Here is a 21,015-nt window from a genome sequence, read left to right as displayed (position 1 = left end):
TGGTCGGCAACAACGGAACTCGCGCATCCCTGGCCATCCGTGCCGCACCCGACTTGAATTCCTTGAGCTCGAACGACCTTGACATCGTGGCCTCCGGGAAAACCCCGACGGTCTCCCCCGCCTTGAGCGCCGTGAGCGCCGCCCGGTAGGAGCCACCACCGGACTGCCGGTCGACGGGGATATGCTTCATCCCCCGCATCACGGGCCCGGCCAGCTTGTGCTGGAAGATCGACTGCTTGGCCATGAAGCGGACATACCGCCGGCTCTTGCGCGCGCCGAGCCCGGCGTAGGTGAAGTCGAGGTAACTCGTATGGTTGATCGCCATCACGGCGCCACCCGTCCGCGGGACGTGGTCGTCGCCGACGATCGTGAACCGCAACCCCTGCGCCCGGAAGACGGCCAGGGCGAGACCGATGACGGGACCATAGACACGCTCCATGGCAGGCAAGGCTAGTTCGCTCGCCTCCTCGCGGCCGCACGCGCCCATCCGTGGTGTTGGCTGGGTGGATGGCGAACGAACTCGCGAGCGCCCTCAGCCCCTATCTGCGCCAGCACGCGGACAACCCGGTCGACTGGCGGGAATGGGGGCCGGGAGCCTTCACCGAGGCCAGCGAGCGCGATGTGCCGGTGTTGCTCTCGATCGGGTATGCCGCCTGCCACTGGTGTCACGTCATGGCGCACGAATCGTTCGAGGACGCGCAGGTAGCTGACGTCCTCAACGCCGCGTTCGTCAGCGTCAAGGTCGACCGCGAGGAGCGACCCGACGTCGACGCGGCCTATATGGCGGCGACGACCGCGCTGACCGGTCACGGCGGCTGGCCGATGACCTGCCTGCTCACGCCCGCGGGTGAGCCGTTCTTCGCCGGCACCTACCTCCCCAAGGCTGCCTTCCTCGAGTTGCTCGATCAGGTGAGCGCCCTCTGGCGGGAACGGCGGGGGGACGTCCTGGCCAGTTCGGCTCACATCACCGCGCAACTGCGGGCCTACGAGCGAACCCGGCCGCCGGTGGCGCTCGGCTTGGCCGAACTCGACGTCGCCGCCGCGGAACTGGCCCAGGGCTTCGACGCCGTTCGCGGCGGCTTCGGGGGCGCGCCGAAGTTCCCGCCCGGGATGGCCCTGCACTTCCTGCTCCGACAACACACCCGCACCGGCGATCCCGCTTCGCTGGACATGGTCGCCCGCACCTGCGATGCGATGGCCCGCGGCGGCCTGTATGACCAGCTCGGCGGCGGCTTTGCCCGCTACAGCACCGACGCCGATTGGGTCGTGCCGCACTTTGAAAAGATGCTCTACGACAATGCGATTCTCCTTCGCACGTATGCCGCATGGTCCCGCCGCGACCCCACTCCCCTCGCCCGGCGGGTCACCGTCGAAACTGCGCAGTTCCTGCTGCGTGATCTGCTCACCGAGCAAGGCGCCTTCGCCGCGGCACTCGACGCCGACACCGACGGCGTCGAGGGCCTGACCTATGTGTGGACTCCCGAACAACTCCGCGAGGTGCTCGGCGACGAGGCTCCGGCCACTGCCGCATTGCTCGGCGTGACCGATGCGGGGACCTTCGAGCAGGGGGCCTCGACGCTGCAGCTGCGCGACGACCCGGCCGACCCCGGCTGGTGGGAGGGCATCCGCGACCGGCTTCTAGCCTCCCGGGCTGAGCGTCCGCAGCCGGCCCGTGACGACAAGGTCGTCACCTCCTGGAACGGGCTGGCGATTGCCGCACTGGCCGTCGCCGGCCGGGTGCTCGACGACGGCCGGTTGGTGGCGGCGGCGGCGAGGGCAGCGGCATACGTCCTGCAGGCGCATTGGGTCGACGGGCGCCTGCGGCGCACCTCGCTCGGTGGCCGCGTATCGGCGGCCCCCGGACTAGCCGACGACTACGGCAACCTGATCGAGGGCCTGACCCAGCTCTACCAGGCCGACAGCGACAGCCGATGGCTCGCACACGCGCTCGAGTTGGCCGACGTTGCCACGGCGCTCTTCCGCGGCACAGCGAACGACGACACGGTCGTCTGGCGGGAGACGCCGGCCGACGGCGAACGCCTCTACCTGCGGCCCGCCACCGGCGGCGACAACGCCGAACCCGGCGGGCTGTCCGCACTGGCCGGCGGCCTGCTGACACTCGGCGCCCTGACCGGACGAACTGTCCTGCGAAACCACGCGAACGAGTTGATCGTAGCCAATGGCGCACTGGCGCAGGCCAGTCCCCGCTTCGCGGGCTGGACGCTGGCCGTGGCTGAGGCGGCGTTGGCCGGGCCGGTCCAGGTCGCCGTCATCGGCGGCGACAGCGAGGCGCAGGCGCTGCGTGCCGCGGTCGCTCGGCATCCCGCGCCCGGTGCGGTCCTGGCCTGGAGCCCTGGAGCGGTCCCCGACGACTGCCCGGCGGCGCTGCTGCACGGGCGCGGGCTCATCGAGGGGCGCAGCGCGGCATACGTCTGCCGGGACTTCACCTGCCGGCTCCCGGTCGGTGAGGTCACCGCTCTCCAAGAGCAGTTGACGGGCGGCTGAGGCGAGCGCGAGTCGCCAGCGCGCCGGATTGCTCACCCGCCGGGCAGCGTCCAGGTCCGGATCGCGGTCGGTCAGGCAGTAGTAATGCCCCGCGGGATCGGCGAGGACCGTCCAGTACGGGAACTCCCGCACCACCTGTGCCCCGAGGGCGAGGTGCCGCTCGACCGCGCCGCGACGATCGACGCACGAAAAGTCGACATGCCCCGTGACCGGCCCGTCGCCGCCCTGGAGCCGCTGGAGCAACACGCGAACGGGCAGGGCATCGGGACGCGGGAGCACGGCATACTCCGGCCGGCTGCCCTCGGCGCGCGGAATGCCCAGGAGGGAGGACCAGAACGACGCCTCGGCCGCAAATGCGTCCGGTGGGATGTCGAGACAGATCTGGTCGGCCAGCTCCGGCACACCGGTGCGGACCTGCCGCGCCTCACCGTGCCACCGGGTCAAGCAGAAGACAAACCCACCCGGCGAGCGCATGACGATGACCGTGCCCTCCGGGTAGCGATGGATCTCGCTGGCGCCCAACGCGGTTGCGCGACCGGCAGCGGCATCGACATCCTCGACATCGATGTCGAGATGCACGCCGCCTCCGGTGTTCACGGCTTGCAGCTTGACCCATGGCTCCCCCTGCGGCGCAAGAATTGTCGCGAATTGATCGCGCTCGCCTCGCGTCGGCGACAACTCCCCCCAGCAGACCCGACGCCAGAACTCCCAGACCGGCCGCGCGGGCTCGACCGCATCGATGAACAGCCAGATCCACTTGACATCCATGGAACCATCCTCGCTCAGGTCAGCTGAGACGCGAGGTCCGCAACTGACTTGCCTGCCAGAATCGCTTTGCGGCACATCAGCATCAGCCGAGGGTTGTCCACGATGACCGCGGCGACCAGCTTCCCGGCAACATCGCCGTATGCCGCGAACAGGTTCCCCGCGCTCGCCTCGCCACGCAAGATCGCGGGCTTCCCGAGCAACGGGCGGCCGAGGACCTGGATCCGGTGACCGTATTGATCGGCCCACACCTAGGGGACGGTCACGCCGTGCGTCCGCGATCCGGTGACGTCCGCGGCGATCGCCCGGGCGTGGTCGCCGGTGTTGGTCCAGTGCTCGATCCGGATCGGCTCGGCGTATAGCGGATGCGGCCAGCGGGCGATATCGCCGGCGGCATAGATCCCCGGGAATCCGTTGACCCGCAAGGCGATATCACAGGCTACGCCGTCCGAGCCCGGGGTGTCGACGATTGGGAGGCCGGAGCCGGCCAGCCAGTCGGTCGCCGGTCGGGCGCCGATGCCGATGACCACGGCATCGCATTCCAGTCGGGTGCCGTCAGCGAGGACAACCGCGTCCACCCGGGCACTGGCATCGAACCGGTCACTGGCGTCGACCCGGTCACTGGCGTCGACCCGGTCGCCGCCCTCGAGGCGGTCGACGCGGGCACCGGTCAGCACGTGCACCCCGTGGGCTTCGTGCAGTCGCCGGATGGCCGCGCCGACGTCCTCGCCCAGGGCGAGGGCCATCGGCTCCGACGCGGCCTCGACCACCGTGACCTCCATGCCGTGTCCGATCGCGGCGGCTGCGACCTCCGCCCCGACGAACCCGCCGCCGACGACCACGAGGCGGCGCCCGGGCGCGAACTCTCGACGCAACTCGTGCGCGTCTTCGACTGTGCGGATGGTGACGACACCGGCGAGAGCGTCGCTGCCCGGCAGCGCGCGGGGGATCGAGCCGGTCGCGACGACGAGAGCGTCATACGAGATCTCCTGGCCGTCGGTCGTCGTGACGACGCGGCGGGCCGGGTCGAGCCCGGAAGCGCGCACCCCGAGCCGCAGGTCGAGGTCGAGCGCATCGAGCTGGTCGGGCGGCAGCAGCGGCACGGGTGCGCCGTCGCTGCCGGCGGCGAGCATCTCCTTGGACAGGGGCGGTTTGTCATAGGGCGTATGCCGCTCCTCCCCCACGAGGGCGATCGCACCCGGGTAGCCGGCCTGGCGCAACTCCTGCGCCACCCGGACGCCGGCGACCGAGGCGCCGATGATGACGACGCGCTCCGGCACGGTCATTGTTCGCTCGTGCACCGTCATTTCCGGCTCCGGCACAGCATTCGCCGAGCCTACCCAGGCCAGCGGACACTCAAACGATCAATAGCTCCCCGACACGCCGGTTGAACGGTCAAAACCGCCCTCCCGCCGGGCATTGATCGTTTGAGTGTCCGCTCCTTGGTGCCGTGGCGCCTTGGTGCCGCCGCTCGGTGACTCAGGCCACTGGCTGCTGCAGCTCGGTGACCCAGTCGTCCGGCCGGTCCAGCGGGGTCTGGTGATAGACCTCGCGGCAGCGCCCGGCCGGGGATAGACCCTGGGCGCCGAGGTAGCGGTGCAGCGCCTGCCAGGTGTCGGCGATCGTCTCCATGTCGCCATGGTGGACGGTCACCACCGCCCGGTCAGCCGCCTCCAGCTCGGCCGGCTCGGTCCCGGGGATGGGAGGGAGCCCGTCGATGGCGGGGACGCCGGCGCCGATCTCCATCGGCTCGCCGCCGTCGCCATACCAGGCGACCTGCCCGTGGTCGGGATAGCCGAGCGTGGCACCGGCGGTCATCAGCTCCTCGAAGATCGGGCCGATGGTGGCGGCGATCTCGGCCTGGCCGGCAACGGTGGCGGTGCGCTGATGGATCCGTATGCTGGGCAAGGGCTTTTCGGTGAACTGCAGGTCGGACATGGTGTCCTCCTTCGCGATTGTTCGAAGCCGTCGTTCGATGGCGCGCAGCCGGGCGCGGTCCGCCTCGATCGCCTCCTCGACCTGGGTCCGGCGCAGCAGCAGCATCCCCCGCAACTCCTCCGCCGAGATCGACGCATCCAGGATCGGGCCGATCTCCGCGAGGGAGAACCCGAGATCCTTCAGCGCAACCAGGCGATTGAGCCGGGAAAGCTGCTCCGCGTCATACAGGCGATAGCCGGTCCACTGGTCGACGCGGGCAGGAACGAGGAGGCCGAGAGCGTCGTAGTGGCGCAGCATACGCACCGACACCTGGCCCCATCTGGCGAAGTCTCCGATGGTCAACATGGCTCTTACACCGTGGTGTCTGACACGGCGTCAGGGTCAACCCCCACCGGCTCAATGTGAAAGGCCGTGTCCTCGGCAAAGCGGCCGGACACACCGGCGAGTGCCCCCGGTCCGAGTTCCCGCGCCATGAACGCGGCGAAGTTGGTGCCGTCGGCGGTGGTGATCGCAAACCGGCTCGCGTCCTCGAAGCCGAACCGCGGATAATAGTCGGGGCTGCCGAACAACACGACGCCGGCGAAACCCAGGGATGTGGCCCGGTCGATGCCCGCGGTCATCAGCTGCGCGCCGATCCCGTTGCGCTGCAACGCGGGCGACACGGCGAGCGGACCGGCGCAGAGGATCTCGCGGACGCTTCCGTCGTCAGCTGTCACGGTGGCCCTGGTCAGGATGAGGTGCCCGACGACCTCCTCGCCATGCACGGCGACCAGGTCGAGCTCGGGGAGGTATGCCGCCGACTCGGTCAGCTGCCGATAGATGACGTCCTCGATGCAGCCGGGGCGATAGACGTCCCAGAACGCCGCGCGGATCAGCGCCTCGACCGCCTCGTACTCGATCGGGCGGGTGGGACGCACCTCCACCGGGTGCCCGGCGATCGCCCCAGGCGCGTCCTCGCGGGCCGCGTCCAGGTCGGCCTTGGAGAAAACGGCCCGGGTCTCGATCCCATCGCCGGTCAACGGCCCGCCCGGCACGCCGCTGCGGTCGATCGCGCAGATCACGACGTCCACGGCGGCGCCGAGAGCGCGCAGCGCCCGCGCGGCGTCACGCACCGCGCCACCCGTCGTGATCACGTCCTCGATCAGCGTCACCTGCCGCCCGCCGACCTCGGCCCCCTCGGCGAGCCGCCGCGTGCCGTACTCCTTGGCCGCCTTCCGCACGAACACCACCGGCAGCCCGGTGAGCGAACTGACCATGGTGGCCAACGGAATTCCCCAGAGTTCAAGCCCACCGACGAGGTCGGTTGACTCCGGCAGGAGCGGCACCATCGCCTCGGCCACAGCGCGCAGCAGGGCGGGTTGGGACTCGAAGAGGTACTTGTCGAAGTATTCGCTCGCCTGCCGCCCGGAGCGCAACGTGAAGCTGCCGGTCACCCGGCAGGCGGCGTCGATGTCTCGGGCAAGTGCGGCGCGGTCCACCCGCTCAGCATCGCAGGCAATGTTGACGACCCCACCGGAGATCCCACCAAAGCCGACGGACGATGTGGGTCAGCACTCTCTAGGACGAGAAACCTGGTCGAGAGCACGGCATCCGGAATGAAAGAATCGCGAACCATGACCACCGAACCCGCCTCGCCTCGCGCCATCCCCGAGCGGCCCACGCTCGACGGCCTCGAGGAGAAGTGGGGGGCGGTATGGCAGCAGCAGGGCACCTATCGCTTCGACCGGGAGCGCGCGCTCGCCCTCCCCCGCGAGCAGATCTTCGCGATCGACACTCCCCCGCCGACGGCGAGCGGCAGCCTGCACATGGGGCACGTGTTCAGCTTCACGCACACCGACTGCATGGCCCGTTACCAGCGGATGCGCGGGATGGAGGTGTTCTATCCGATCGGCTGGGACGACAACGGCCTGCCCACCGAGAAGCGCGTACAGAACTTCTACGGCGTGCGCGGCGACGCCACCTTGCCCTATGTCGAGGGGTTCGAGCCGCCCCACCGGGGGACCGCGAAGTCCACCAAAGCCGCCGACGAGGTGCCGATCAGCCGGCAGAACTTCCTCGAACTCTGCGAGGAGCGGACCGTCGAGGACGAGAAGAGCTTCGAGTCGCTGTTCATGCGCCTCGGGCTGTCCTTCGACTGGACCCAGACCTATCGCACCATCGACGACTTCTCCCGGGCGACCTGTCAGTGGGCGTTCATCCGCAACGTCCAGCGCGGCGAGGCCTATCAGTCCGAGGCACCCGGCCTGTGGGATGTCACCTTCCAGACGGCGGTCGCCCAGGCTGAATTGGAGGCGCGCGACTATCCCGGGCACTACCACCGGGTGGCCTTCCATCGCCCCGACGGCGAGCGCGTGCACGTGGAAACCACACGCCCCGAGCTGATTCCGAGTTGCGCGGCGCTGATCGCCCACCCCGACGACGAGCGCTACAAGCCGTTGTTCGGGACCACGGTGACCACGCCGCTCTTCGGGGTCGAGGTGCCGGTGCTCGCCCACGCTGCCGCCGAGATAGATAAGGGCGCCGGCATCGCGATGTGCTGCACCTTCGGCGACCTGACCGACGTGCTGTGGTGGCGCGAGCTGCGCCTGCCGACCCGCTCGCTGATCACCCGCACCGGCCGGATGCATCACGAGCACCCCGAGTGGCTCGCCGGCACTCCCGGGGAGAGCCTGTATGCCGATCAGCTCGCCGGCAAGACCGCCTTCGCCGCCCGCACGGCGATCGTCGATGCGCTGCGCGAGTCCGGCGACCTCGACGGCGAGCCGACGCCCACGCAGCGCAAGGCGAACTTCTACGAGCGCGGCGAGAAGCCGCTCGAGATCGTCACGACCCGGCAGTGGTACATCCGCAACGGCGGGCGCGACCCCGAACTCAACGCCGAACTCGTCGCCCGCGGCAGCGAGATCGCCTTCCACCCCGCCTTCATGCGCAGCCGCTACGCCAACTGGGTGGCCGGCCTGAACGGCGACTGGCTGGTCTCGCGGCAACGCTTCTTCGGCCCGTCCATCCCGGTCTGGTATCCCCTGGACGAGGATGCGGAACCGTTGTGGGACAACTACATTCTGCCCACCGAGGAGATGCTTCCGGTCGACCCGATGGCGCAGCCGGCGCCGGGTTTCACCGAGGACCAGCGCGGCAAGCCGGGCGGCTTCGTGGGCGACCCGGATGTCTTCGACACCTGGGCGACCTCCTCGCTGACCCCGCAGATCGCGCTCGGCTGGCGCCGCGACGACGAGCTATTTGCGCACCTCTTCCCGATGGACCTGCGCCCGCAAGCCCACGACATCATCCGCACCTGGCTGTTCGCGACCGTGGTCCGAGCGCACTGGGAGGAGGGCACGATCCCGTGGACGAACGCGGCAATCAGCGGCTTCATCCTCGACCCCGAGCGCAAAAAGATGTCCAAATCCAAGGGCAATGTCGTCACCCCCGAGGACACCCTCAAGGAGCACAGTTCCGACGCGGTGCGCTACTGGGCGGCGAGCGGCCGGCTGGGGACGGACGCGGCATACGACATCGGGCAGATGAAGGTCGGCCGGCGCCTGGCGATCAAGCTGCTCAACGCGACCAAGTTCGCGCTCGGTTTTGGTGAGGTCAACGGCGATCTAGCCGCCGCCGTGACCGAGCCGCTCGACCTGGCCATGCTCGCCGGCCTGCGCGAGGTCGTCGTGAAGGCGAGCGCCGGTTTCGAGGGCTGGGACTACACCCGCAGCCTGGAGATCACCGAGAGCTTCTTTTGGACCTTCTGCGACGACTACCTCGAGTTGGTCAAAGACCGGGCGTATGGCGCTCGCGGCGACGCCCCGGCGGCCAGCGCCCGGGCCGCGCTGCGCCTCGGACTCGACGTGCTGCTCCGGCTGCTCGCCCCGATCCAGCCCTACACGACCGAGGAGGTGTGGTCGTGGTGGCACGACGGCTCGATCCATCGCGCCGCCTGGCCGACCACCGCCGAGCTGCCCTCGAGCGGTGACGCCACCATGCTCGCCAGCGTCGGCGCAGCCCTCGCTGCAGTCCGAAAAGCCAAGTCGGAAGCCAAGATCGGGATGCGCTCGGAGGTCACCGCGGTCACCTTCACCGGTCCCGAGGCCGCGCTCACGCACATCCGCGCGGCTGAGGCTGACCTGCGCGCCGCCGGCCGGATCACCGCAACTCCGTCGTATGCCACCGCCGACGCCATCGCTGCCAGCGACTTCGCGCTCGTCCCCGCCGAGAAGCGCTCCTGATCCCGTTGTCCCGCAAGCATGCCCGACGCCGGTTGTCCCTGACCGGCGGCGCCGCGCTGCTTGTCACGCTCGTCCTGACGGCGTGCACCTCGCCCGCCTCCGCCCCGTCGACATCCACCGCCGGCACCACCAGCCAGCCGGTCGACATCCGCCTCGTCGTGAACCCGGAACCCGTCTGGCGCCTGCCCGACCCGGACAAGGTCAAGTCCGTCGACGAAGCCCTGATCGTCGGCGACCACCTCATCCTCACCCCGGTCACCAATATGCCCCTCACCGTCGTCGACCTGACGGCCGGCAAGGTCGCCTGGACCCTCGACGGATTCCGCGACGAACTCGCCCCAGGGATATCGAGCCGGGCCCTGCCGCGCGCCTTCGCCATCGACGGCGTTCTCCCCGTTGCCTTCTGGTCCGACTGCGGCGGCGAAACGCCGCCCAAGGTGTGCCGGCCGAACGCCTCCAGTGCCGCCGGCGTAGCCGGTCTCGATCTCGCCAGCGGGGACGCCGGCTGGCTGCGAGCCATCGACGATCTCAACCCGGGCGAGGAGGAGGTCCTCTTCGGACTCGCCGGCGGTGACGTCGAGGTGGTCGGGGGCGATCGGCATACGATCATCGCGAATGTCTGGTGGAGCGACACCCACGCCACCACGGTCGGTCTCGACGCGAGGTCGGGTGCGGTCCGGTGGAGCCGCGACGGCTTCGCCGCAGCCGAGGCAGTCGGGCCGGTCGTGCTCGGAACCGCGCAGGAGGCCGAGAACGGGCGGGTTTTCCGGCTCGCGACGTGGGCGGCCATCGATGTCACCACGGGGAAGGATGCCTGGCAGGTCGAGCTGACGAACCCGCACCGAGTCGCCGGGCGGTCCTCCGATCTCGTTGTCCTCCAAAGCGATAGCGACGGGAAGATCGTCACGGTCGACACCGCGTCCGGCCGCCGCCACGACCTCGGCACGCCGTTTGCGCACATCGAATGTCCGCGCCAGGTCGTCCCCGGGCCGCTGGCCTGTTCGGTCGCGCAGCGCGATACCCGGATCTTCATCCAGGACCTGACCGACCCGACGGCCCCCAAGGCCGCGCCGGCGCCACTCGCGGACGGCGGCGTCACCGCCCAGGCGGGCGAGACTGTCTTCGTCTCGGCCATGCCCTATCCGTCGCTCAACAAGGACGGCCAAGGCTCGTATGCCGCCGCCCTCGACGGCACCCGGATCAGCGATATCTGGCCCGGGACGGTCATGGCTGCGACGGACAAGTGGGTTGCGCTCGCCTTCGCCGATCCCAAGACCTATCGCACGATCATCGAGGTCCGCTCCCTCCGGTCGCGCTGAGCCGACGCCAAGGCGGCGGCTCCAGACCGATCACCGGGAGCGTCGGTTGCGCCCGCGTTTACAGTTCCTGGACATCTGGTCGTCCCATGTCCGCCCGCGGAGAGCCACTGCGACAGCATCCGGCGATCGCTCGACGGCCACGGCCGTCGTCAACGGCGACCCGCTCTATGGCCTCAACGGAAACCTCTACTGGTGAACAGCTCCGGCGGCAACCGTCGCAAGCTGACCACCGGGGGCGGGATCAGCGACGCCGCCTTCTCTCCCGACGGCACCCGGATCATCTACAACAAGGTGGCCACCGGCGGCCTCGCGGACCTGTTCGTGATGAAGGCCAACGGCACCAACGTGGTCCAGTTGACCCGGACCGCGACTGTCGAGGAGCAGTTCCCCTCGTGGTCCCCCGATGGGACCAAGGTGGTCTTCGAGTTGTCCAAACCGGTCGGGGGATCGCCATATCGCACCCCGTGTGGTCCCCCGACGGGAAGTTGATCGCCTTTCGGTCGGACTAACTCAACATCCTCAATGGTGTACGTCATGCGGGCCACGGACGGCTCGGGCAAGCAGGTCCTGATCCCCGTCGACGCGACGCCGAAGTCCTGGCGCGCCCGCTGAAGCGGGCCCGCCGGAGTCAGACCGTCAGGCGACCGACTTCGCCGCGGCCGACGGAGCTGACCTGCAGGGCGTGCGGCATACCTCACCTGGTGCAGGTCAGCACCTGCCGGAGCGTGCACTCAAGAACGGGGCCGCGGTGACCTAGGCTCGCGGCATGACGACACGCGGGCCGAGGCGGGATGTGTTCATCGTCCTTGCGCCGCTCGTGGCACTTGTGCTGCTCGGGCTGTGGGTCGCCAGCAGCGGCGTCGTGTTTGTCATCGGCGAGCCCTATCGCAACCTCGACAACCAGCCCGAGCCCACCGCCGGCGCCACCCCTCCACCGCCGACGCCGAACGCGGCGCCGACGCGCGATCTGCCCGAGCCGTGGTGGTTCAGCATCGGCGCCTGGGCGAGCGCCGTCGTCGCCCTCATCTCGATCGGCTACCTGATCTATCGCCTCGGCCAGTGGCTGGCCAACCGGCGCATGCCGGTCGTCCTCGAGCCATTGCCGCGGCCATCCGTGGCACGGACCGTCCTCGACGACGCCGATGAGCAGTTCGCGGCCCTCGCCGAGGGGCCGTCGGCCAATGCGATTATCGCGTGCTGGCAGCGCCTGGAAGCAGCCATCGCCACCGCGGGATCGCCCGCCCTGGCCTGGGAGACCCCGGCCGAGGTGACCAGGGCAGTCCTGAGCGAGTTCGCCGCCGACGAGGCGGCGCTGACCGAGCTGCTCGGGCTCTATCACGAGGCCCGGTTCAGCGCGCACGAGCTCGGCGAGGACGAGCGGGCCCGGGCGATCGCTGCGCTGGAACGCATCCACGCGGGGCTGAAACGCCATGCGGCAGCGGCTGATCCGCAATTCGCCTCAGCGTCGGCGGCGGCTTCCAACCAGGGCGGGGAAGCGGAAGATTCGGCTAACGGGGCGGCGCGGTGACCACCGGTGAACTCCTCCGGAAACTGCGTGACCACCCGCTCACCGGCAAGCTGCTCGGCCCCTCTCTGGCCTGGCCGCCGGGTGAGCACTCCTATCCCCCGCTCATCTCCACCCAGGTGGTCTTCGGCGTCGCCGGGTTGACCGCCTTCGTCTGCGCGATCGCGTGGTGGTCCTTCGCGCCGGCACCCAACTACCTTGTGCTCGCCACCGTGATGATCGTCGGCTGGGTGCTCGCCTGGATCGCCGGGGCGCTGGTGCGCGGCCTGACGACCCACCGGTGGCGCCCCTTCCGGATCGGCGGCGGGCGCCAGCGCGGCCGGGACTCGCGCGTCTCCCAGCTCCGGGCGCTGGTGCGCGAGACCGCCGATTCCGACCGGGCCGACGAGCTGCACGCGATCGTGACCCGCATCGTCGCCGACCGGCTCCGAACGCGCGGACTCGACCCGGCCCGCCAGCCCGAGGAGGCCCGCGCCCTGCTCGGCACCGACCTCGCCGGCTACCTGAACGCCCCATACGGACGACGCGGCCGCTCACCCCGCGAGATCGACCAGCTGCTGCAGCGAATCGAGAGGATCTGATGGACCTGCCCACCACCTCCCGCCTGGCCGGCGCCGTCCTCGACGAAGTCGAAAAGGCGATCATCGGCAAACGCCAGCCGCTGACCATGCTGCTGGCCGGCGTGCTCGCCGGCGGTCACGTGCTCCTGGAGGACTATCCCGGTCTCGGCAAGACGCTCGCCGCCCGCAGCCTGGCGACCGCGCTCGGCCTCGACTTCGCGCGCGCCCAGTTCACCCCCGACCTGCTCCCGGCCGACCTGACCGGCTCGTTCGTCTATGACCAGCGCGAAGGCAGCTTCGAATTCCGGCAGGGGCCGTTGTTCACCGGCCTGCTCCTGGCCGACGAGATCAACCGCACCCCACCCAAGACCCAATCGGCGCTGCTGGAGGCGATGCAGGAGCACCAGGTCACCGTCGAGGGCCGCACCTTCCCCCTGCCCCGCCCCTTCCACGTCCTCGCCACCGCCAACCCGATCGAATACGAGGGCACCTACCCGTTGCCCGAAGCCCAACTCGACCGCTTCCTGATGCGATTGGCCTTCCGCTACCCCAGCCCCACGGACGAATGGCTGGTGCTCACCGCCCGGCTGGCGCGTCGCGCCGAGGAGCACAACCTGTCGCCGGTGACCGACGCGGCCGGCCTGCTGGCGATGCAGGCCGCGATCGAGACGGTCACCGTCGATGCCAGCATCGGCCACTACTGCGTCAACGTGGCCACCGCCACCCGCCGGCACGCGCACGTCATCGTCGGCGCGTCACCGCGCGGCTCGCTCGCTCTCATGCTCTGCAGTCGCGCGTATGCCGTTCTCTCCCAACGCGACTATGTCACCCCCGAAGACGTCAAGACCGTCGCCCACGCCGTGCTGGACCATCGAGTGACGATCAAGCCGGAGCTGTGGGCCAGCGAGGTCACCGCCGCCGGGGTGGTTGACGAGGTGCTGCGCACGGTCCCGACCCCGAGCAGCGCCGCGGCGCCCCAACACTAGTTAGCCCCCAATGAGCCAGGACGAGAGCCGCTGGGAGCCGACCAGCGCCCACGTGGGCGCGCTGACGATTGCCGTCGTGGTCCCCCTCGTCGCGATGCTCCTGCGCCGGCCGGACCTGATTGTCCTCGCCGTGCCGTTCGCGACGATCGCGGCGTGGTCGATCGCGACCCGGCCGCGCGGCATACCGGAAGTATCAAGTCAGCTGAGCCCGGGCGTCGTCGGCGAGGGCCAGGTCGTTGGCTGGCACGCCTTTGTCCGTGTCCCGCCGGGAGCCACCGACGCCGGTGTGGTGATCGGCGAGAGCCCCTTCTTTGCCCCCGAAGCGCGCACGCACGCGCTCGTTGCCGACCTGGCGCCGCACGGTGACGAGACCGCCGAGCTGTCGTGCCGACTGATCGCCCAGCGCTGGGGGCACTATGACGTCGGGACCGCGATCATCGCGCTCACCAGTTCGTTCGGGGCCTTCCGGTGGAGTCCTGGACAGCTTCCGGACCACCGCGTGGTCGCCTTGCCCGCGAAGGAAGCGTTCACCACCCGCACCGGTATGCCGCATCCCACCGGGATCGTCGGGCTCAACCGGGGTGTGCGCCGCGGCGACGGCACCGATGTCGCCACGGTGCGGCCCTATGCCCCGGGTGATCGGCTGCGGCGGATCAACTGGAAGGTCTCCACCCGCACCGGCACCCTCCACGTCACCGCCACGCACGCCGACCTCGACACTCAGGTGCTGCTCGTCGTCGACGCCTTCCACGACCTCGGTGCCAGCGGCGGGATCGCCGGCGCGAGCAGCAGCCTCGACACCTCGGTGCGGTCGGCGACGGCGCTCGCGGAGCACTACCTGCGCGCCGGCGAGCGGGTCGGCCTGCTCGTCCTCGGCGCCCACGGCATCGCGCCGCTGGCCGCGGTCGCCGGCCGAGCCCAGCTGCGCCGCCTGCGCGACTCGCTGGCGCTGATCCGGCCGGGAACGGGACGCGGCAGCGAGGACCAGGCAACCGCCTCCCTGCTCGCCCGCATCCCCCCTGGCGCCGTCGTCCTCCTGCTCACGCCCGCGGTCTCCGCCGCCGCTTTGGGCCGGTGTGTCGCGCTGGCCCGGTCGGGGATGACGGTGCTCGTCATCGACACGCTGCCGCCGGCGGTGACGGCCGAGCGGATCGGCGTCGCGGACCTGCAGGCGATCGCGCCGCTGGAGTCGACGCGCGATGTCGCGGTCACGCGCAGCGCCTGGCGGTTGCGGCTGCTGGAGCGGGCGGCCCAATTGCACAGCCTGCGCGACCTCGGCATCCCGGTGGTCGCCTGGACGGGGCCGGGATCCCTCGATGAGGTGCTGCGCCAGCTGCAGCGGCGCGCGCGGGCACCGCGGCTGGTGCGGCGATGAGGCTCCCGGCACGGCGATCCACCGCGATGGCGCACGCGGCGAGCCGGTGGAGTCGAGTCAGGCACGGCGGCCTGGCGATCCTCGTCGCCGAGGGCCGCGCCCGGATCGCGTTGCGGGGCGGCATCGTGCTGCTGAGCGTGCTCGCCAGCGCGCTCACCTACCTCGCCAGCTCACCCCCGGCGCTCGGGGCGCCGCCGGTGCGGCTGCCGCTGATCGTGCTGACGATCTTCGCCGTCACGGCGGCCGCGCTCCCCACGGGCGCGCTTGCGTTTGCGCTCCTGGCCGGCCATATCGCCGTATGGGGCCTCTTCGTCCCCCGTCCTGACCGGCCACGCGACCTGCTCGCACCGGCCTTGCTTGCGATGCTGTTGGTGGGGATCCACCTGGCCGGCGCGGCCATCGGGGCCTGGCCGCCGGGTGCAAGCATCCCTGCCGCGGCCCGCGCCCGGTGGTTGCGCTGGATGACAGCCGTCGTGGCCGTCACCCTGGTGACCGCGGGCGTCGGTGCGCTGCTACTGCTCTCGCCACCGCCCGGAATGGCGGTCGTGACCGTCCTGGGACTGGTGGGCCTCGGCGCGGGGGCGGTTGCGGCATACGTCAAAAGCCAGTGAAACACCGTGGGCCCCCACGCGAACCGCGCTTGCTGTCGGCTACCCTGCTCCGGTCCGGGCGCCACGCTGCGACGCGCCCCAACCCCCTTGCGGAGGAACTCGATGGCCCGTCACCTCACCCGCGCGAGCGGTGCATTCGCCGCCCTGCTCACGACCGTCGCCGTCGCCGCGCCGGCGCACGCCGACACCGCACCCGACCCGGCCGAACGCCTCGTCGGGTGGAACTACGACTCGCTGGTGCGGATGTTCGGCCAGTCCTGGGTCGGACCGCGCGCCGTCGTCGAGGAAGGGCTGCCCTCGCTGAAGCGGGAAATGCAGCGCGGCTCGATCACCAACGCCTCCCGCAAGGCCGCCTTCCTCGCCACGCTGGTCAGCGAGTCGGCGATGCGCTATGACGCCGACCAATACGGCGCCACCGACAAATACCACGGGCGCGGCTACATCCAGCTGAGTGGCGACTTCAACTACGAGGCCGCAGGCAACTACTTCGACGTCAACCTGCTGCGCAACCCCGAGCGCGCCCGCTCGCTGCGCTGGAGCGCCCCGATCGCCCGGTGGTATTGGACGGTCGCCCGCACCACGACCAATGCCTACGCCGACGCCCACGACATGAACGGGGTCAACCGCAACATCGGCTTCGCCTGGAACTACGACGAGGCGACCCGGCGGTGCAACCGGTTCAAGTCGGCCTACCGCTACTTCACCGGCCACAACCCCGCCAACACCATCTGCTACCCCTCGCGGCTACCCAAGCCGGGCTCGACCGACTGGTATGTCAACCCGCAGAGCAAGGTGACGAGCGCGACCAACTCGCGCTGAGCGGGCGATGACTTAGGCGCTGACCGCCTCACCGCGCTGGCCCAGCGCGCCCGCGCGGGACAGGCCGAATTCGAAGCTGCGCGCGCGGCGCAGACCGGTGGGTTGGACCGCGAACCACGGCACATCCCAGCCCGAGAGCCGCAGCCGGCGTTCGGCGAACTCGGCACGCCGCAACTCGCGCACCCGGCCGGTGGCCGGGTCGTACAGTTCGAGCGTGCCGTCGCCGCGGTCGGGCAGGATCAACGTGACGTGCCGCGGCAGGCGCCGGTCACCGGCATACAGTAAGGCGGGCTCGCCCTCGGCGACGAGCGCGAGCAATCGGTCGAAGCGGACGCCGAGGGCGGCGCTGCCGTGGGTCCGCAGCACGACGACGTCATAGACGGTGCCGCGGCGCGCGGCACCGAACTCCAGCTCCTTCGTGGCTCCCCATGGCGGCGTGCCGAGCCGGCGTGGCCAGGGCAGGTTGAGTCGGCCGCCAGCGGCGATCACCCGGTTGGTGCGCCGATGCACGATTCGCTCGTATGCCGCAAAGCGCGACGCCACGTCCGCTCCCGTCGCGACCCCCGGCCGCGGGCCCTCGCCGGTCAGGATCCAGCGCGCGAACAGCGGGTCGATGAGCATCCGGGCGACGGTCAGGCACGCCGGTCCACAGGTCGTCCCGCTCTGCTGAACCGGTGCGCTATCGCCCGCGTGGAGGCGGAAAGGCGCCGTCATGGCACCATCCTGTCTGCTCGACGCGTCGACGCCAACCCTGGCGCGCGCCGACCGGCCGGGCGTCCGCTCTTCGTTGGGTTTCGCGACTACGCCGAGCGTTTGCGCGGGGCGCGCTTGCGCGCAGGGGCGACCTGGTCTTGGCGCACGATCGTCGGCAGCACATTGCCGAGCACGGTCTCGCGGGTGACCACGACGCGGGCAATGTCGTCGTCGCTGGGGACATCGAACATCACCGGCATCAGCACCTCTTCCATGATCGCGCGCAGGCCGCGGGCGCCGGTGCCACGCTTGAGCGCCTGCTCGGCGATCGCCTCCAGGGCGTCGGGAGTGAACTCCAACTCGACGCCGTCGAGCTCGAACATCTTGGCGTACTGCTTGATCAACGCGTTCTTGGGCTCGCTGAGGATGCGCACCAGCGCATCGCGATCGAGCGGAGCGACGGTGGTGATCACCGGGAGGCGGCCGATGAATTCCGGGATCAGCCCGAACTTCATCAGGTCCTCGGGCATGACGTCGACGATCGACTGGGCGAGGTCTTTGGGGGTGTGCAACTCGGAGCCGAAGCCGAGGCCCTTCTTGCCGTTGCGGGACTCGACGATCTTTTCCAGGCCGGCGAAGGCGCCGCCGACGATGAACAACACGTTGGTGGTGTCGATCTGGATGAACTCTTGGTGCGGGTGTTTGCGCCCGCCCTGGGGTGGCACGCTGGCCGTGGTGCCTTCGAGGATCTTCAGCAGCGCCTGCTGCACGCCCTCGCCGGAGACGTCGCGGGTGATCGACGGGTTCTCGGACTTGCGGGCGATCTTGTCGACCTCGTCGATGTAGATGATCCCGGTCTCGGCCTTCTTGACGTCATAGTCGGCAGCCTGGATCAGTTTGAGCAGGATGTTTTCGACGTCCTCACCGACATAGCCGGCTTCGGTCAGCGCGGTTGCGTCGGCGATCGCGAACGGGACGTTGAGCATCTTGGCCAGGGTCTGAGCCAGATAGGTCTTGCCGCAGCCGGTCGGCCCGACGAGCAGGATGTTGGACTTGGCGATCTCGACGTGGTTGACGTCGCGGCGGTTGGCGCTCTCGCCGGCCTGGATGCGCTTGTAGTGGTTATAGACCGCGACGGCCAGCGCCTTCTTGGCGACGTCCTGGCCGATGATGTAGGTCTGCAGGAAGTCGAAGATCTCGCGCGGCTTGGGCAACTCCTCCAGCCCCAGCTCGCTGGACTCGGCGAGCTCCTCCTCGATGATCTCGTTGCACAAGTCGATGCACTCGTCGCAGATATAGACCATCGGGCCCGCGATGAGCTTCTTGACCTGTTTTTGCGATTTGCCGCAGAACGAGCACTTGAGCAGGTCGGCGCTATCTCCGGTCCGAGCCACGCGCAACTCCTTCTGCTGGTCGATGTGCTGACACCGGCGACGCTACCGGTCCGCAACGTCTCTGAACCCTATTGAAGCCGAGAATCGGGCGCGCGTCGCGCCAGTTCCGCTGACAGCGCAAGCGCGGCGGTCGCCGCGCGCGGCATACGCTCGAGCATGCCCGTTTCGTCGTCGGCCCGGGTGCGCTCGGCCTTCGCGGCCACCGGACGCACTCGCTTCCTCCCGGCAGATCAGGTTGCGTATGCCGCTGCCGACCGCCCGCTGCCGATCGGCCACGGCCAGACCAACTCGCAGCCGCGGACCGTCGCGGACATGCTGACGGCCTTGGACGTGCGCCCAGGCCAGCGGGTCCTCGACGTCGGGTCCGGGTCGGGGTGGACGACCGCCCTGCTCGCCTGGCTCGTCGGGCCGCAAGGCAGCGTGCTCGGGGTCGAGCGGGTGCCCGAGCTGGTGATCCAGGGCCGCGCCAACCTGGCGTCGCTCGAGCGCCCGTGGGCGCGGATCGAGGCGGCACGCGAGGGGGTGCTGGGGTGGCCGCAGGACGCGGCATACGACCGGATTTTGGTCTCGGCCGAAGCGCGCCGGATCCCGCCCGCCCTGCTGGAACAGCTTGCGAGCGACGGGCTGATGGTGATCCCGGTCCACGGGCATCTGCTGTCGGTGTTCGCTGACGGCACCAGCCGCGATCTCGGCCGCTACATTTTCGTGCCGCTCATCGATCCGGAATAGCTGGGCTAGCTCGCGGCCTCGGCGTGCGCGATGTGCGCCAGCTGCCGCCAGACCAGGGCGAGCGTGATCCCGGAGCCGATGCCCGCGAACCAGAACGGCGCGGTCAGCCCCCAGCGCTGCGCGATCACCCCACCCAGGAACTGGCCGATGACCAACCCGCCATAGATCCCGACCAGGTTGACGCTGGCGATCCTGCCCTGCAGCCGGGTCGGCACCGCCCGCTGCCGCACCGCGCTCGACAGGCTGGCCCAGACGAAGGCATAGGCGCCGAAGACGACCATGATGACCATCGCCAGCCAACCGGCGCTCGTCACGGCGAGCGCGAGATGGGTGCCCACCTCCAGGGTGAGGCAGACGCGCATCAGCAGGGCGAGCGAGAAGCGCCGCTCCAATCGTCCGTATGCCGCGACTCCCACGACACCGCCGACCGCCGAGGCCGTCGTGAGCAGCCCGTAGCCCACCTCGCCCAGGTGCAGATGGTCAAGCGCATAGAGCACGAGCACCGACCAGGCGGCGCCCCAGGTGAGGTTGAAAACGAGGATGACCAGCACCAGCGTGCGCACCGGCGCGTTGCCGAGCAGCCAGCGCACGCCCTCGGCGATGTCGCGGCGGACATGGGTGTCGGCGGGCTCGTCCCGGGCCGTGGTGGGGTCAGCGATCTGGACGACGAGGATCAGGCTGAGGGCCAGCACAATTGCCTCGGTGACGAACGGCCACGCCATCCCGGCGGCAAAGAGGAAGGCGCCCAGCGGCGGGCCGAGCAGCTGGTTGACGGTGAGGAAGCCGGCCATCATCCGGGCGTTGCCGATGCCCAGATCGGCCGGCGGCACGAGCATCGGCAATAGCGTGGAGAAGCTGGTGTCGGCAAAGACCTCGGCGCAGCCGAGGGTGAACATCGCGACCAGCACGATCTCGATCGACACGTGCCCGGTCGCCAGGGAGGCGATCAGGACGGCGAGCACGGCCATCCGGGCGAGGTTGGCCAACACGACGAGGCGCTTGCGGTCGTGTCGGTCGGCGATCGCGCCGGCGACCAGCCCGAAGAGCAGGATCGGCGCCCGCTGCAGCATCGCCGCGAGCGCGACGAGCATCGCGTTGCGGGTTTGGGAGGCGACGAGCAAGGGACCGGCGGCCAGGGCGATCCCGTCGCCGAGTTGGCCGACCCAGGAGGAGGCGAGCAGCCAGCGGAAATCCCGGCCCATCCGGGGCGGAACGACCCCGTCGACGAGCCTGCTCACAAGCGGGCGAGGCTACCACTCTCCCGCTGTGGCCATCACAACGTGTCGACCAGCCAGGGGATGACGACGAACACCAGTGCCAACGCCGCCAGCAGCAGCGCGCCGGCCATGGTGTAGGACCGCTCGAAGCGCCGCCAGCCGGCCGCCTTGGGCAGCACGGCAAAGCCCACGCCATAGCTGACCCCAAGGGCCCCGAGAATCGTCAGCCGGGTCTCCATGCTCATGTCAATGCCCCCTGACAGCCGTGGTGAGCACCCCCTGCGGCGCCCGTCTCGCCGTTTAGTTTTAGTCAATCAAGCCGTTCGCCACAACGCAACGAGCGGTCCCGCTGGGCG

The 21,015-nt window shown here is 70.0% G+C and carries 19 protein-coding genes and 2 pseudogenes; 11 read left to right on the top strand and 10 right to left on the bottom strand.

Annotated features, from left to right (window positions below):
- Window positions 1–7 precede the first annotated feature (7 nt).
- A pseudogene (locus V9G19_RS26065) lies at window positions 8–439 on the bottom strand (lysophospholipid acyltransferase family protein); the annotation flags it as partial.
- A 68-nt stretch (window positions 440–507) separates the two neighbouring features.
- Between V9G19_RS26065 and V9G19_RS26060 the strand changes: the two are divergent.
- Entirely contained in the window at window positions 508–2,505 is a 1,998-nt protein-coding gene (locus V9G19_RS26060) for a thioredoxin domain-containing protein (protein ID WP_462288296.1), read from the top strand.
- Window positions 2,506–2,634: 129 nt separating this feature from the next.
- On the opposite strand, the pseudogene V9G19_RS26055 reads toward V9G19_RS26060, so the two are convergent.
- From V9G19_RS26055 to pyrE, 5 genes and pseudogenes are all read right to left on the bottom strand, one after another.
- Window positions 2,635–3,273, bottom strand: a pseudogene (locus tag V9G19_RS26055) (VOC family protein); the annotation flags it as partial.
- A 14-nt stretch (window positions 3,274–3,287) separates the two neighbouring features.
- The gene (locus V9G19_RS26050) at window positions 3,288–3,521 is read right to left on the bottom strand and encodes an oxidoreductase C-terminal domain-containing protein (RefSeq protein WP_462288295.1); all 234 of its coding nucleotides are present in this window, start codon (window positions 3,519–3,521) and stop codon (window positions 3,288–3,290) included.
- Entirely contained in the window at window positions 3,522–4,556 is a 1,035-nt protein-coding gene (locus V9G19_RS26045; RefSeq protein ID WP_462288294.1) for an NAD(P)/FAD-dependent oxidoreductase, read from the bottom strand.
- Between the two features lie 193 nt (window positions 4,557–4,749).
- Window positions 4,750–5,553 (bottom strand): MerR family transcriptional regulator, encoded by an 804-nt coding sequence (locus V9G19_RS26040; RefSeq protein ID WP_462288293.1) that lies wholly within the window; start codon window positions 5,551–5,553, stop codon window positions 4,750–4,752.
- A gap of 5 nt (window positions 5,554–5,558) precedes the next feature.
- Window positions 5,559–6,686, bottom strand: coding sequence for an orotate phosphoribosyltransferase (pyrE, locus tag V9G19_RS26035; protein WP_462288292.1), 1,128 nt, complete (start codon window positions 6,684–6,686; stop codon window positions 5,559–5,561).
- Between the two features lie 135 nt (window positions 6,687–6,821).
- On the opposite strand from pyrE, the gene valS reads away from it, so the two are divergent.
- The 9 genes from valS (at window position 6,822) to V9G19_RS25990 (ending at window position 16,626) form a co-directional block, all read left to right on the top strand.
- A complete protein-coding gene (gene valS / locus V9G19_RS26030; RefSeq protein WP_462288291.1) occupies window positions 6,822–9,431 on the top strand; it encodes a valine--tRNA ligase in 2,610 nt (869 codons plus the stop codon).
- 5 nt (window positions 9,432–9,436) lie between these two features.
- Complete coding sequence (locus tag V9G19_RS26025) at window positions 9,437–10,750, top strand: PQQ-binding-like beta-propeller repeat protein (RefSeq protein WP_462288290.1); 1,314 nt, start codon at window positions 9,437–9,439, stop codon at window positions 10,748–10,750.
- Window positions 10,751–10,942: 192 nt separating this feature from the next.
- Window positions 10,943–11,239 (top strand): TolB family protein, encoded by a 297-nt coding sequence (locus V9G19_RS26020; protein ID WP_462288289.1) that lies wholly within the window; start codon window positions 10,943–10,945, stop codon window positions 11,237–11,239.
- Between the two features lie 277 nt (window positions 11,240–11,516).
- The gene (locus V9G19_RS26015; RefSeq protein WP_462288288.1) at window positions 11,517–12,278 is read left to right on the top strand and encodes a DUF4129 domain-containing protein; all 762 of its coding nucleotides are present in this window, start codon (window positions 11,517–11,519) and stop codon (window positions 12,276–12,278) included.
- The gene (locus V9G19_RS26010; protein WP_462288287.1) at window positions 12,275–12,856 is read left to right on the top strand and encodes a hypothetical protein; all 582 of its coding nucleotides are present in this window, start codon (window positions 12,275–12,277) and stop codon (window positions 12,854–12,856) included. The genes V9G19_RS26015 and V9G19_RS26010 overlap by 4 nt, the downstream gene beginning before the upstream one ends.
- Window positions 12,856–13,821, top strand: coding sequence for an AAA family ATPase (locus V9G19_RS26005; RefSeq protein ID WP_462288286.1), 966 nt, complete (start codon window positions 12,856–12,858; stop codon window positions 13,819–13,821). Before V9G19_RS26010 ends, V9G19_RS26005 begins: the two co-directional genes overlap by 1 nt.
- A 10-nt stretch (window positions 13,822–13,831) precedes the next feature.
- Window positions 13,832–15,196 (top strand): DUF58 domain-containing protein, encoded by a 1,365-nt coding sequence (locus V9G19_RS26000; RefSeq protein ID WP_462288285.1) that lies wholly within the window; start codon window positions 13,832–13,834, stop codon window positions 15,194–15,196.
- Entirely contained in the window at window positions 15,193–15,807 is a 615-nt protein-coding gene (locus tag V9G19_RS25995; protein WP_462288284.1) for a hypothetical protein, read from the top strand. The genes V9G19_RS26000 and V9G19_RS25995 overlap by 4 nt, the downstream gene beginning before the upstream one ends.
- A gap of 102 nt (window positions 15,808–15,909) precedes the next feature.
- On the top strand, window positions 15,910–16,626 hold the full coding sequence (locus V9G19_RS25990; protein ID WP_462288283.1) for a glycoside hydrolase family 19 protein: 717 nt from the start codon (window positions 15,910–15,912) through the stop codon (window positions 16,624–16,626).
- A gap of 12 nt (window positions 16,627–16,638) precedes the next feature.
- Here V9G19_RS25990 and V9G19_RS25985 read toward each other — a convergent pair whose 3' ends face one another.
- Window positions 16,639–17,340, bottom strand: coding sequence for a hypothetical protein (locus V9G19_RS25985; RefSeq protein WP_462288282.1), 702 nt, complete (start codon window positions 17,338–17,340; stop codon window positions 16,639–16,641).
- Window positions 17,341–17,426: 86 nt separating this feature from the next.
- Entirely contained in the window at window positions 17,427–18,713 is a 1,287-nt protein-coding gene (gene clpX / locus V9G19_RS25980; RefSeq protein WP_462288281.1) for an ATP-dependent Clp protease ATP-binding subunit ClpX, read from the bottom strand.
- A 156-nt stretch (window positions 18,714–18,869) separates the two neighbouring features.
- Between clpX and V9G19_RS25975 the strand changes: the two genes are divergently transcribed.
- A complete protein-coding gene (locus tag V9G19_RS25975; RefSeq protein WP_462288280.1) occupies window positions 18,870–19,442 on the top strand; it encodes a protein-L-isoaspartate O-methyltransferase family protein in 573 nt (190 codons plus the stop codon).
- Window positions 19,443–19,447: 5 nt separating this feature from the next.
- Here V9G19_RS25975 and V9G19_RS25970 read toward each other — a convergent pair whose 3' ends face one another.
- Together V9G19_RS25970 and V9G19_RS25965 are read right to left on the bottom strand one after the other, a co-directional pair.
- Window positions 19,448–20,680 (bottom strand): MFS transporter, encoded by a 1,233-nt coding sequence (locus V9G19_RS25970; protein ID WP_462288279.1) that lies wholly within the window; start codon window positions 20,678–20,680, stop codon window positions 19,448–19,450.
- 35 nt (window positions 20,681–20,715) lie between these two features.
- Window positions 20,716–20,904 (bottom strand): hypothetical protein, encoded by a 189-nt coding sequence (locus V9G19_RS25965; protein WP_462288278.1) that lies wholly within the window; start codon window positions 20,902–20,904, stop codon window positions 20,716–20,718.
- Window positions 20,905–21,015 lie beyond the last annotated feature (111 nt).

It is taken from the genome of Nostocoides sp., assembly GCF_037045025.1.
GTDB lineage: Bacteria > Actinomycetota > Actinomycetes > Actinomycetales > Dermatophilaceae > Nostocoides_A.
The sequence above is the reverse complement of the archived record's forward strand: the minus strand, read 5'-3'. Positions and strand labels throughout refer to the sequence as shown.

Bases quoted from the DNA above. Each gene is read 5' to 3' on its own strand.
- V9G19_RS26005 (WP_462288286.1), top strand. From the start codon at position 12,856: ATGGACCTGCCCACCACCTCCCGCCTGGCCGGCGCCGTCCTCGACGAA.
- V9G19_RS26040 (WP_462288293.1), bottom strand. From the start codon at position 5,553: ATGTTGACCATCGGAGACTTCGCCAGATGGGGCCAGGTGTCGGTGCGT.
- V9G19_RS25965 (WP_462288278.1), bottom strand. From the start codon at position 20,904: ATGAGCATGGAGACCCGGCTGACGATTCTCGGGGCCCTTGGGGTCAGC.
- V9G19_RS25985 (WP_462288282.1), bottom strand. From the start codon at position 17,340: ATGACGGCGCCTTTCCGCCTCCACGCGGGCGATAGCGCACCGGTTCAG.
- V9G19_RS26015 (WP_462288288.1), top strand. From the start codon at position 11,517: ATGACGACACGCGGGCCGAGGCGGGATGTGTTCATCGTCCTTGCGCCG.
- V9G19_RS25990 (WP_462288283.1), top strand. From the start codon at position 15,910: ATGGCCCGTCACCTCACCCGCGCGAGCGGTGCATTCGCCGCCCTGCTC.
- valS (WP_462288291.1), top strand. From the start codon at position 6,822: ATGACCACCGAACCCGCCTCGCCTCGCGCCATCCCCGAGCGGCCCACG.
- V9G19_RS25975 (WP_462288280.1), top strand. From the start codon at position 18,870: ATGCCCGTTTCGTCGTCGGCCCGGGTGCGCTCGGCCTTCGCGGCCACC.
- V9G19_RS26045 (WP_462288294.1), bottom strand. From the start codon at position 4,556: ATGACCGTGCCGGAGCGCGTCGTCATCATCGGCGCCTCGGTCGCCGGC.
- V9G19_RS26000 (WP_462288285.1), top strand. From the start codon at position 13,832: ATGAGCCAGGACGAGAGCCGCTGGGAGCCGACCAGCGCCCACGTGGGC.
- V9G19_RS25995 (WP_462288284.1), top strand. From the start codon at position 15,193: ATGAGGCTCCCGGCACGGCGATCCACCGCGATGGCGCACGCGGCGAGC.
- V9G19_RS26060 (WP_462288296.1), top strand. From the start codon at position 508: ATGGCGAACGAACTCGCGAGCGCCCTCAGCCCCTATCTGCGCCAGCAC.